The following is a 12,650-nucleotide window of genomic DNA, read 5'->3' on the forward strand; positions in this document are numbered from 1 at the left end:
GGGCTAAAAGGTCTCGAGTCCACGGAGTTATCACAAAGAGAGACCACCTTAATAACAATATGGCTAATAAACCTATTCAATTTATCTTAAAAGAGCAGAAGTTGAACATTGGAAAACAGGCAGGGAAGACTGTAATTGTAGCTCGCCCGACAGGTAGGCAACGTGTTGACTTCCGCAACTTTTGTGAACGTATTGCTAAGTCAACAACCTTTAATGCGCAAGAGGTAGCTGCTGTGCTTAATCTTGCCAGCGAAACAGCTCGTGACATTGTAGCCAATGGCGACATCGTAGAGTTTGGCGACCTTGGAACCTTAACACCTTCGTTTAAGAGTAAGGCTGTCTTGAAAGGTGAACAGTTTCGTGCACAGCAGCACATTGAGAAACCTGTAGTAAAACTTCTTGCTTCTCGTAAATATTTCACACTAAATGATGTTACCTTTGAGCAGGTAACACCAGGGGAAAAGAAAGCAAAGAAGGAAAAGAAGACAGAGAAAAAGAACGAAAATCCAGGTCCTGTTCCTGCAGATTAATAAAGACACAATTCGTCAGTCTAAGATATTCAATGTAAAGTTCGCGAACAAATTCAAAAAAGTTCGCGAACTTTTTTGAATTTGTTCGCGAACTTTTTTGTGTTTGTCATAGTAGTATTTTTACTTCTTACCAAGTCCACGAAGCCACTTCAGAGGTTTTTTAATAAGAGCCTTCAAGCCTGATTCGTTGTTGGATGTTGATGGCAACTCCTCACGAATATCATATTTCGTACTTCTTCTTACAGACTTTTCTTCTGGTGTACGCTGGCGGTTGTTACGCTTCTTGCGCTTATTGTTAGGCTTCTTGTTCTGCTGATTGATAGTGTTTTCAGCATTACCTTTATTATTAGCAGGTTTCCGGTCATTGCGCTTCTCGTTCTCAGCTTTTGGCTGACGCTCCTGCTGCTTACCTTTATTCTGACGATTATTCTTCTTGTTTACTGGTTTACCCTCAGTTGCTGCAGGATTGTTATCTTGCTGCTTTTGAGGTCTATGGTTCTGTTTGTTTCCAGTCTTACGCTCCTGTTGGTTCGCGTTGTTCTCGTCAGTGTTGTTCTGAGTCTGCGGTGAAGGACGTCTGTTGCGCTGCTTGTTGTTTCCTTGTTTCTTGTCCTTGTGACTCTGATGGTCACGGTCCTTACGGCGACGGCTCTTTGCACTATTGCCACTCTTCTTAGGCTTTCCGTTGCTCTTATATTCAGGACCTTCTCCAAGTTCTGCAGGTAGTTGTGCCTTCTCAATCTCCTTCTCTAAGAATGATTCAATCTGCTGGAAGAAGTAGATATCGTCTTCATTCACGAAGGTAATCGCCTTTCCGTCACGGTCAGCACGTGCTGTACGACCAATACGGTGAACATAATCCTCTGCGTCATGAGGTACATCATAGTTGATGACCATTGCAATATCGTCGATATCAATACCACGTGAAACGATGTCGGTTGCAACTAATACGTCAATTTGTCCGCTCTTGAACTTGAACATAACGTCATTACGCTGTTCTTGATCGAGGTCAGAATGCATCTCACCACAGTTGATGTGCATGCGATTAAGCGATCCTGCAATCTGCTTTACCTTCTGTTTTGAACCTGAGAAGATAATGACACGCTTGAGATCTCCAGCCTTGAAGATATCCTTAATGATACCCATTTTTTGCGTTTCATAGCATATGTATGCTGTCTGCTTAATCTTCTCTGCAGGCTTACTTACAGCGAGTTTAATCTCAACAGGATTCTTTAGCAATGTCTTAGCAAGTTCTTCAATTTTTGCAGGCATTGTAGCTGAGAACATAATTGTCTGACATGTAGCAGGCAATTTCTTAGCAATAGTCATAATGTCATCAGCAAATCCCATGTCGAGCATACGGTCAGCTTCGTCAAGGATGAAGAAACTCACCTTAGATAAGTCTACGTTACCGAGAGAGATGTGAGAGATGAAACGACCTGGGGTAGCAATCACTACATCTGCTCCTAATGCGAGACTCTTCAACTCTTGGTCGTATCTATTACCATCATTACCGCCATAGACAGCAACACAAGATACACCATCAAGATAGTAGGCAAAGCCCTGCATACCTTGGTCAATCTGCTGTGCTAACTCGCGTGTAGGCGACATGATGACACAATTAATTGCTGACTCAGGGTAGCCACCATCAGCCAGTTTAGAGAGAACTGGAAGGAGGTAAGCCGCTGTTTTACCTGTTCCAGTCTGGGCAACGCCCAATACGTCGTGTCCTTTTAATATTTCGGGAATGCACTTCTCCTGAACTGGAGTACATTCATCAAAACGCATGTCATATAGTGCGTCAAGTACGTTATCGTTTAAATCTAAATCTTCAAAATACATATTTTACTGTTTTTCCCTTCATCATGAGGGTAGTTTTTACTTTTGTTTTATTCGCCTTATTAACTTGGTGCATGTCTATAGCAGAAGTAGGCGATGATAGCAAAGATAATGTTTGGTATCCACGCTGCCAATATAGGCGGTGTGTCATCCTGAATTGCAAAGGTTGCTGAAACGGTCTGGAGCATGATATAGCCGAAACTTAATGCCAAACCGATTCCAAGATAGAGTCCCATTCCACCTTTTCGCTTACGGGAAGAGAGGGAAAGACCAATGATAGTGAGGATGAAAGATGAGAACGACATTGCTATTCGCTTGTGGAACTCAACCTCATATTGTACCACATTACCAGAACCGCGACTGGTCTGCTTGGAGATATAACTCAGTAGCTCTGGGGAAGTAAAGGTCTCCTGTTGACCTTTAGAATAGACAAGGTCGGTCGGTTCCATGAGTAGAACGGTGTCCTTTGAGACTCCACTTTGGATATGCTCCTTTAATCCTTTGAGTGTACGTATCTTCCAGTTACTTACCTTCCAATGATACTTTGTGTCAGCAACGGTATCATACTGAATCTCCATTGCAGTCATGTGGCTGACAATCTTCTTGTTTTTAGTCTTTACAAGTGAGAATCCATAGCCCCGTTTATACTGGTCGTCGTAATGCTGAATATAAGCGGTGGTATTCTTTGCAACAAACAGTTGTACGTTCTCTGCCGATGTGTTCTTTTTAGAATTACGATAGAGAGACTCAAAGTTTTGGCGAATAACAGTCCCATGAGGTATCACAAAACTGTTAAGATAGAATGTTAAGCCTGCAATAAGAATACACGAAATCATGTAAGGGCGCATCAGTCGTCTGATAGACACGCCTGCTGCCATCATTGAAATAATCTCTGAGTTACCTGCCAGTTTGGAAGTAAAGAAGATTACTGCAATGAATACGAATAGTGGTGAGAAGAGATTGGAATAGTAAGGGACGAAGTTGGCGTAGTAATCAAAGATGATTGCTCGCCATGGGGCGTGATATTGCGTGAACTTAGAGAGGTTCTCGTTGAAGTCGAACACAATAGCAATGGAGATAATCAACAAGATAGCATAGATGTATGTACCTATGAACTTCTTAATGATATACCAGTCCAGAATACCAATATAACGAGAAGGAGAGAGCATCTGAAGTAGATGTCCTACCTTCTTCAAGACAGGAAAGCGTGCAAAAACACGTTGCCCGAAATGGTTAATCAGTTTCTTAATTTTATCAACAATCTCTTTAACCTTACTCATTTGGTTTCTTCTTAAATTCTTCTTCCTAACTGTTCAATGACAGAAGCTTTCCACTGTACGAAGTCACCCTGCTCAATATGTGTACGTGCATCCGTTACGAGACGGAGATAGAACGCAAGGTTGTGGATGCTGGCAATCTGCATTGCGAGCAATTCTCCTGCTTTGAAGAGATGATGGAGATAGGCTTTACTTGTGATAACATCAATGTCACAGCCATCTGGATCAATCGGTGAGAAATCATTTTCCCACTTCTTATTCTTCATATTCATCGTACCATTGTAGGTGAAGAGCATTGCATTACGGCCGTTACGGGTAGGCATAACGCAATCGAACATATCCACGCCGCGCTCAATAGCTTCAAGAATGTTCTGTGGTGTACCAACTCCCATTAGGTAACGAGGCTTGTCCTTTGGAAGAATCTCATTGACTACCTCAATCATCTCATACATTACCTCTGTTGGTTCACCAACTGCCAAGCCACCGATAGCATTACCATCTGCACCCTTATCAGCCACAAACTTTGCTGCTTCACGGCGTAAGTCCTTGTAAGTACAGCCTTGGACGATAGGGAAGAGACTTTGGTTATGACCGTAGAGCGGCTCTGTTTCGTTGAATCGTTTGATACAACGGTCAAGCCAACGCTGTGTCATTTCCAAACTCTTTTTGGCATATTGGTAATCGCTCTGTCCTGGAGGACACTCGTCGAAAGCCATCATGATATCAGCACCAATGATTCGTTCGGTGTCCATCACGTTCTCTGGTGTGAAGATATGCTTAGAACCATCGATGTGACTTCTGAACTCACAGCCCTCTTCTGACAGTTTACGAATACCTGTCAATGAGAAAACTTGGAAGCCACCAGAGTCTGTCAGCATTGGACGATCCCAACCATTGAAACCATGCAGACCACCTGCAGCCTTGATGATATCAAGTCCTGGACGCAGGTAAAGGTGATAGGTATTACCTAAGATAATCTGAGCCTTAACCTGTTTTCGCAACTCCTCAAAGTGTACACCCTTAACAGAACCGACGGTACCAACAGGCATAAAGATAGGAGTCTTTATCTGTCCGTGGTCGGTTGTGATGATACCTGTGCGGGCATCACTGGCATTATCTGTATGCTGAAGCTCAAATGTCATTATTTTGTTTCCTCCTTCTTTTCTTCAACAATCGTAAAGTCTACAGGGTGTTCTACCTTTTCATCGGTCAAAGCAAAGTCCCATACCTGCTGAATGTTCTCAACGAAGTGGAATTGAAGACCCTTACGATAAACCTCAGGAATCTCCTCAACATCCTTCTTATTCTCTGAACACATCACGATATCAGTAATTCCTGCACGTTTAGCAGCAAGTATCTTCTCCTTGATACCACCCACAGGAAGAACCTTACCGCGTAAGGTTATCTCGCCCGTCATAGCAGTGTTCTTACGCACCTTACGCTGTGTGAGTGCTGAAGCAATACTTGTTGCAATGGTAATACCGGCTGAAGGACCATCCTTTGGAGTTGCTCCTTCTGGTACGTGGATATGGATGTTCCACTGTTCAAAGATGCGATAATCTACGTTCAATGCGCTGATATGTGCCTTGACATACTCCAATGCAATGACAGCAGACTCTTTCATGACATCACCAAGGTTACCGGTCAGTGTTAACTTACCTGCTTTACCCTTAGAAAGTGAGGTTTCAATAAAGAGAATCTCACCGCCAACACTGGTCCATGCAAGACCTGTTACCACACCTGCATATTTGTTGCCCTGGTAGATATCACGTGTGAAAGGTGGCTTACCTAATAAGTCCTCTAACTTATCTGGAGTAATCTTCGTATAAGGAAGTTGCTTATCCATTGCCTGCTTGAAAGCCAACTTACGCATAGCTTTGTTGATTTGCTTCTCAAGTTGACGCACACCACTTTCGCGTGTATAGCTTTCAATAATCTTCTCCAACGTTGCCTTGGCAAACTTTGGTTTCTCTTCTAACTGATCTAAACCTGTGTTTTCGAGTTCTTTTGGTACGAGATGGCGCTTTGCAATCTCTACCTTTTCTTCCGTGATATAGCCTGAGACCTCAATAAGTTCCATACGGTCGAGTAGTGGACGTGGAATAGTATTGAGGTCGTTTGCCGTAGCTATGAACAATACCTTTGACAAGTCATAGTCCATATCCAGATAATTATCATGGAAAGCGTTGTTCTGCTCAGGGTCGAGTACCTCCAACAAGGCTGATGATGGGTCGCCATTAACAGTGTTCTGAGTAACTTTATCAATCTCGTCAAGAATGAAAACAGGGTTTGATGAACCTGCCTTCTGAATATTCTTGATGATACGTCCAGGCATAGCACCAATGTAAGTCTTACGGTGTCCTCTGATTTCAGATTCGTCGTGTAGACCACCGAGAGACACACGTACATACTTACGCTTCATAGCTTCAGCAATACTCTTACCCAAACTGGTCTTACCAACACCCGGAGGACCATAAAGGCAGAGGATTGGCGACTTCAAATTACCACGCAACTGAAGCACTGCAATGTATTCAAGGATACGTTCCTTGACCTTCTCCATACCATAGTGATCTTTGTCAAGAATACGCTTTGCACGCTTCAAGTCAAGATCGTCCTTAGTATATTCATTCCATGGTAGGTTGACCATTGTCTGCAGATAATTCACCTGCACACTGTAATCAGGGCTCTGTGGGTTTAAGGTGTCAAGTTTGTCTAATTCCTTTTGGAATATCTTGGCAATATCTTCTGACCACTTTTTATTCTTAGCCTTTTCAAGCAATTCTTTCTTGTCAGGTGCAGAATCGCCATCACCCAATTCTTCCTTAATATTCTTAATCTGCTGATGTAGGAAGTATTCGCGCTGCTGTTCGTCAAGGTCCTCACGTGTTTTTGAGCGTATATCCTGACGGAGATGCTGGAACTGAATTTCACGATTCAGCACCTTCATCAACGCAAACAGACGATCCTTGATAGAATTTTCTTCTAACATTTGAATCTTGTCTGTTACTGGGAATGGCATAGTTGAACACACATAATTCACTGCGACAACAGGATTATTAATATTGTCGAGTGCAAACTGTGTGTCATCTGGGATGTCATCGCTACCATGGATATACTCCTTAGTGACCATCTTCATGTCCTCAACAGCCGTAGAGAATTCCTTGTCTCTCTTTGGCTCAGCTTCTTCTGGTATAGCAACGGTATATCCCTTCATGTAGGGTTCAGTAGTTGTGATGTCCTTAATCTTACACTTACCAAGTCCCTGTAAGATGACCGTGCGGTTGTTCCCCTCGTAATTGCCAGGCATATCAAAGGCACGAACGAATCGTGCGTAGATACCTGTCATATAGACATCGTCTACTTGAGGGTCATTAATATTGCTATCTTTCTGACTTACAATTGCTATAATCGTGTTAGGGTTCTCTTCCAAGTGTTCGACAAGAGCCAGAGTTGGTTTTCTGCCAACGAGGATAGGGGAGAGAATACCTGGGAACATAACGAGGTTACGGGTTACGAAAATAGGGATTTCGCCATCAACTTGTACGTCCAAGTTTGGCATGTCTCCTTCGTAATCAGTAATCATTTGTATAGAGCTATTTTGTTTCATAAAGTTCTTTTATACCTACTTTTAGCTTGCAAAGGTACAAAATAAAACCGAAAGACTAAAAGAATAATAGTGCTTTAATTAGCTATCTTGTAAAAAGGTGGGTTATGTACGTAAGAAACAGGTGACAAATAGTAGGGTGTTCGTACTCCGCACATTTGGTGTTGATGCTTCGCACCATTGGTGTTAAGCCTCCGCACCATGTGTGCTGAGCCTCTTTGATCCGATAAAAGCTGGTGGGTGGGTCTGCCGTTGTAAGTATAATAAACTACAGTAAACCCTTAATGTCTTACTTGTTTGTTTATGTGTTTTTAGATGCCGATAGCTTTAAATACGTTTCTTTACAGAAAGATAGTTCTTATCTTATCGTTTATTGCCTTCTTACTTACTTAATGTAAAACGCTTGTGTAATATTTTGATACCACATTGTGCGTACTCCATTATCATCGTTTAGTAATTGTTCTTCTATCTTACATACTGCGGTAGTTTCCTTTCCAAACTCTATTAAGCAGCGTTTAGCAGGTTTTGAAGATTTTGTTTTAATGTTAGTTATCTTTAATATTGATAATCCGTTAAATATAGCTTCTGCTTCAAGTATATCTTTGTTATCAGAAGGGATGATAACGGAGAGTGTTCCGTTGGGTTTAAGAAGTCTTTTAGAATGGTAGATAAGCTCTTGGTGAGAGAGGGAGTCAGTATGTCTTGCAGTAGTTCTTTGTTGTAAAGGATTTTTTAACGAATTAATAAAGTAAGGTGGGTTGCATACAATTGCATCGTAGATCCCTCCTTCTTGGTTCTCACTGCAAGAGGCGTAATCTTGTAGGGAACTATTGAGAATGTTTATTCTATCATTAAATGGAGACGCTGAAACATTATGATGCGCATCTTCAAGCGCTCCCTTGTCAATCTCGATAGCATCAATCTGTGCTGTAGAGAAACGTTGTGCCATCATAAGGGCAATGAGTCCGGTTCCTGTTCCAATATCAAGGATTCTTGTACCACCTTTTGCCCAAGCTCCGAGCAATACACCATCTGTCCCGACCTTCATGGCCGTGTGATCATCAATGATATGAAATTGCTTGAAAGTAAATCCCATTCGTCTCGTTTCAGGACTTATACACCCAGTTTACGGAGCAGATTTTTGTTGAGTGCCTGTACCTTTCTACTTTGTTTAGTAAGGTCTTGTCTCATCAAGTCAATGTTGTAGAATATTTCAGAAAAGGCAGTTTGCAGCATATTGGGTTGTCTACAATCTTTCCCTCCTTTGGGATTGACTACGATGTTTATTCCCTTTGGTACCACAGAGATATCTACGTCAGCATCAGATGTGACAGGATCGCCGTCGTAATGAATAACTCCTTCTTTCTTGCGGCGTATATGAATATGTTTGGCTCTAAAAGTCTTTATCTTTAGGTTTTTATCCAATGTCTTGTTGAAAAGCTCAATGGCAACCTGTGGAGCTTCAATGAGGTCAAATGGTTCCATGATGATAATATCCAGCAGACCATCGCTCATAGATGCTTGCGGAGCGATATAGGCATTGTTACCATATTGTGAAGCATTTGCTGCTGATACGAGGAAAGCCTTATAGCGATGCGTTCCATCCTCATCTTCTATTACATAGGTTTCAGGCTCATAGCTTAATCCTTCTTCAAGAACTTTCTGCATATAAGTGATAGGTCCACGTTTGCCAGCCTCTGCAAATTTCATCGAAATGAAAGCATCAAAGCCCATTCCACAAGTGCAGAAGAACGGATGATCGTTGATGATACCATAGTCGAGTGCTTTAACATCATAACAGTTTAAGATGTCAATACATTTCTTTAGGTTCATCGGTAGGTTTAAATGCCTTGCAAGTCCATTTCCTGAACCACAAGGGAGTATGCCTAAAGCTGACTTAGTATTGATAAGTGACCTTCCAACTTCGTTGACCGTTCCATCTCCACCCACAGCCACAACGAGGTCTATACCTTCTTCCACAGCTTCTCGGGCAAGGTCGGTTGCATGACCTGCATGTTGCGTTTCTGCAATGCGATAGTCAAACTTGTCTTTATCGAGTCGTTCTTCAATAAGGTCTGGAATACCAGCTTTACTAACTGTACCCGATATAGGGTTTAGGATAAAAACTACTTTTTTCTTATTCATTGTGCCAAATAATCAGCGCATGGTTTATTTGTACAAAGATACATATTTATCAGTTATATCATGGATATTATGAGAGTAAAAATGTTTAAAAATCACTTTTCTAATCAAAAAGACTTTTTTGTCATTCTAAATTAGTATCTTTGCAGCCTAAAAATAATATTTAAGTAGTCAATGACTACACCACATTAAAAAATAATGGGACAGTTACAAGACAAGTACAAAAGCTACCGCGAGCCGCAGAAGTTTATGGATGCAGGTGTTTATCCATACTTCCGCGAGATTACAAGTAAGCAAGGAACAGAAGTTACAGATATTGATGGCAACGAGATTCTTATGTTTGGTTCTAACGCCTATACAGGTCTTCCAAACGATCCACGTGTGATTAATGCTGCTCAGCGTGCCCTTGAGAAGTATGGCTCAGGTTGTGCCGGAAGTCGTTTCTTAAATGGTACACTCGATCTTCATGTTCAGTTGGAGAAAGAGCTTGCTGCTTTTGAAGGCAAGGATGAGGCTCTTGTTTTTTCAACAGGTTTTTCTGTAAATGCTGGTGTCCTCTCTGTTGTAGTAGGACGTGGTGATTATGTTATCTGTGATGACCGTGATCACGCAAGTATTGTTGATGGACGTCGTTTGAGTTTTGCTACTCAACTTCGTTACAAGCACAATGATATGGAAGATTTGGAGCGTGTTCTTCAGAGACTTCCTCATGAAGCTGTTAAGCTGATTGTTGTTGATGGCGTCTTCTCGATGGAGGGTGATTTAGCTAATCTGCCAGCAATTGTTGAATTGAAGCACAAGTATAACTGCTCAATCATGGTTGATGAGGCACATGGTTTAGGTGTCTTTGGTCGCCAGGGTAGAGGTGTTTGTGATCATTTTGGCTTGACAGATGAGGTAGACCTCATTATGGGTACTTTCTCAAAGAGTTTGGCTTCAATTGGTGGCTTTATTGCTGGTGATAAGGATACTATTAATTATCTCCGTCATACCTGCCGTACATATATCTTTTCTGCAAGTAATGCACCTGCAGCAACAGCTGCTGCTTTGGAAGCTCTCCATATTATAGAGCAGGAGCCAGAACGTTTGGAGCAGTTATGGAAGGTGACTAATTATGCTTTGAAGCGATTTAAAGAAGAGGGTTTTGAGATAGGTGAAACAGAGAGTCCTATCATCCCTCTTTATGTTCGTGATATTGAAAAGACCTTTGTGGTTACAAAGTTGGCGTATGAGGCTGGTGTGTTTATCAATCCAGTAATTCCTCCAGCATGTGCTCCACAAGACACCTTGGTGCGTTTTGCTTTAATGGCTACTCATACAGAGGAGCAGGTTGAACGCGGTGTTCAGGCTTTGACTAAGATTTTTAAGGCGCAAGGCATCATTAAATAAGTATTATCTATTTCCTTATTTAAAGGGATTTATAATTTTAAAACGATGGGATTATTCTTATAGAGTAAACCCATCGTTTTTTTAATACCTTATATATATAGGGTGATGGGTGGTGGGTGTTGATGTTTTGTTGATACTTGAGTGTAGAGGGTGGTGTATGGAAATAATTAAGATTATGGTATTATTAGGCTAATTAGCCCAATAAGCCCAATAAGCCTAATTGGCCTAATGAGCCTAATAAGCCAAATAGGGCATATAACAAAAGATATTTATTTAATAACTGTTTCTTTGGGCTCATTCGCTTTTATTTCTTTTATTGTGTAGGATGTTCTTTCATGATGAGAAGTTTTATGAAAAGAATTTGTTGGTAATGTGTATAAAAGTTGTGGTTGGACTGTTATTACGAGTGACGACATAGAATGTTTTTTGGTGATTTAGGGCTTACAAGGATAGGAAAGTTTGTCATTTTACATCTATTGTTATCTTGCTTGAAAAGTACATTGTCATATGAAAACATTGTTTTGATTAAAAAATAAGATATTTTTTGAGTTTGGACTTTATAAGTGCTCTATCTTCTTATTTGCTTGTTTATCAATAACTTTGCGTTTGTTTGATACTATATGCAAGTGGGAATCGTAAGAAAAGTATTAATTTTTATTGAAAAAAAACATAGAAAAGTTTGGAGATATCGGAAATATATAGTACCTTTGCACTCGCAATTCGGAAATGAGTCAATCACTAATGAATATGCAACGGGGTGTAGCGCAGCTCGGTAGCGCATCTGGTTTGGGACCAGGCGGTCGCAGGTTCGAATCCTGTCACCCCGACTTTTGTCTAACTCTTTAGAGAAAGAGAGACGTTAAATGCGGCAATAGCTCAGTTGGTAGAGCACGACCTTGCCAAGGTCGGGGTCGCGAGTTCGAGTCTCGTTTGCCGCTCTTTGATATTCTGAATTACATAGAAGTTTTCTTCTAAGTAAATGCCCAGGTGGCGGAATTGGTAGACGCGCACGTTTCAGGTGCGTGTGTTTCACGACGTGCAGGTTCGAGTCCTGTTCTGGGCACTTTCTAAATCAGAATGTCTCGTATATGCTGGAGAGGTGGCGGAATTGGTAGACGCGCTACTTTGAGGGGGTAGTGAAAATTGTTTCGTGGGAGTTCGAGTCTCCTCCTCTTCACATAGAGTTTTGAAGTAAGTCGTTACTTACTTAGTAAATGCGGCAATAGCTCAGTTGGTAGAGCACGACCTTGCCAAGGTCGGGGTCGCGAGTTCGAGCCTCGTTTGCCGCTCTTTTTTTTAGAGAAACATACATAGCATTTCTTTATGAATTTATATTTGCGATATTTCGATAATGAAGTATTAGTACACAATGTTGAGGAAGCTTTGGATTTTTTAAGTTCTATTCCTGACATTCAACTCACTCCAGAATTGGAAGATGATATTAGAAATTATGCTTCCAACGATGTCTTTTATCCAAAACGTTATAAGGTTCGTCCTCGAGTTTATTTTATAGTCATTAAGACTGAGGCAGCTACTATGATGGATTTTAAGCAGAAAAAAGCCCTTCGTCCGGTTGTTGATGGAATCGTTCGTAAGGATAATCCTGCTATTATGCATCTCAATGAGGAACGTGAGGGATGGTATGAAGGTGAACTTGATTTTAAGCGTGTTGTTCTCATTCCTACTTCTGGTAAACATGAATATCGTGATACTCATTTCGTAGCACAGTGTAAGGCTGTTTCTGGATGGGATTGCTATAATCGTATCGTTGAGTATCTAAAAGATAGGGTTGACAATAGAAGTCAGTTCCCTTCTGCTAAAGGTAAGAATTTTAAGTTTAGATATTTAGGTATGTGGAAGTAATCCCAC

9 protein-coding genes and 5 tRNA genes are annotated in these 12,650 nt (G+C 41.2%); 8 read left to right on the plus strand and 6 right to left on the minus strand.

The genetic code is table 11. The features are described 5' to 3' along the window. The first annotated feature begins 59 nt into the window (after positions 1 to 59). Positions 60 to 530 carry an HU family DNA-binding protein gene (locus tag J4861_RS07670; RefSeq protein WP_089366197.1) on the plus strand — a complete coding sequence of 157 codons (471 nt, stop codon included), beginning with the start codon at positions 60 to 62 and terminating at the stop codon, positions 528 to 530. A gap of 120 nt (positions 531 to 650) precedes the next feature. On the opposite strand, the gene J4861_RS07675 is transcribed toward J4861_RS07670, so the two are convergent. The 6 genes from J4861_RS07675 to J4861_RS07700 form a co-directional block, all read right to left on the minus strand. Beyond that, entirely contained in the window at positions 651 to 2,372 is a 1,722-nt protein-coding gene (locus tag J4861_RS07675) for a DEAD/DEAH box helicase (protein WP_211817495.1), read from the minus strand. A gap of 59 nt (positions 2,373 to 2,431) precedes the next feature. Then, entirely contained in the window at positions 2,432 to 3,649 is a 1,218-nt protein-coding gene (locus tag J4861_RS07680) for an LptF/LptG family permease (protein WP_211817496.1), read from the minus strand. 11 nt (positions 3,650 to 3,660) lie between these two features. Next, positions 3,661 to 4,788 carry a tRNA guanosine(34) transglycosylase Tgt gene (tgt, locus tag J4861_RS07685; protein WP_211817497.1) on the minus strand — a complete coding sequence of 376 codons (1,128 nt, stop codon included), beginning with the start codon at positions 4,786 to 4,788 and terminating at the stop codon, positions 3,661 to 3,663. Continuing rightward, positions 4,788 to 7,253, minus strand: a complete 2,466-nt coding sequence (lon, locus tag J4861_RS07690; RefSeq protein ID WP_211817498.1) for an endopeptidase La — start codon at positions 7,251 to 7,253, stop codon at positions 4,788 to 4,790. Before lon ends, tgt begins: the two co-directional genes overlap by 1 nt. Positions 7,254 to 7,635: 382 nt before the next feature. Next, complete coding sequence (locus tag J4861_RS07695; protein WP_211817499.1) at positions 7,636 to 8,346, minus strand: tRNA1(Val) (adenine(37)-N6)-methyltransferase; 711 nt, start codon at positions 8,344 to 8,346, stop codon at positions 7,636 to 7,638. A 17-nt stretch (positions 8,347 to 8,363) separates the two neighbouring features. After that, positions 8,364 to 9,395: a diacylglycerol/lipid kinase family protein gene (locus tag J4861_RS07700; RefSeq protein ID WP_211817500.1), complete on the minus strand. Its 1,032-nt coding sequence runs from the start codon at positions 9,393 to 9,395 to the stop codon at positions 8,364 to 8,366. 195 nt (positions 9,396 to 9,590) lie between these two features. On the opposite strand from J4861_RS07700, the gene spt reads away from it, so the two are divergent. From spt to J4861_RS07735, 7 genes are all read left to right on the plus strand, one after another. Then, positions 9,591 to 10,781 (plus strand): serine palmitoyltransferase, encoded by a 1,191-nt coding sequence (gene spt / locus J4861_RS07705; protein WP_004360851.1) that lies wholly within the window; start codon positions 9,591 to 9,593, stop codon positions 10,779 to 10,781. A gap of 753 nt (positions 10,782 to 11,534) precedes the next feature. Further along, a tRNA-Pro gene (locus J4861_RS07710) sits at positions 11,535 to 11,608 on the plus strand. Positions 11,609 to 11,646: 38 nt separating this feature from the next. Further along, positions 11,647 to 11,719 (plus strand) — tRNA-Gly (locus J4861_RS07715). 43 nt (positions 11,720 to 11,762) lie between these two features. Continuing rightward, a tRNA-Leu gene (locus J4861_RS07720) sits at positions 11,763 to 11,844 on the plus strand. 30 nt (positions 11,845 to 11,874) lie between these two features. After that, positions 11,875 to 11,958: transfer RNA gene (locus J4861_RS07725), tRNA-Leu, on the plus strand. Between the two features lie 39 nt (positions 11,959 to 11,997). Further along, positions 11,998 to 12,070, plus strand: a tRNA-Gly gene (locus J4861_RS07730). 34 nt (positions 12,071 to 12,104) lie between these two features. Further along, the gene (locus J4861_RS07735; protein ID WP_004360852.1) at positions 12,105 to 12,644 is read left to right on the plus strand and encodes a hypothetical protein; all 540 of its coding nucleotides are present in this window, start codon (positions 12,105 to 12,107) and stop codon (positions 12,642 to 12,644) included. Positions 12,645 to 12,650 lie beyond the last annotated feature (6 nt).

The sequence above is a fragment of the Prevotella melaninogenica genome (assembly GCF_018127925.1).
Taxonomy (GTDB): domain Bacteria; phylum Bacteroidota; class Bacteroidia; order Bacteroidales; family Bacteroidaceae; genus Prevotella; species Prevotella melaninogenica_C.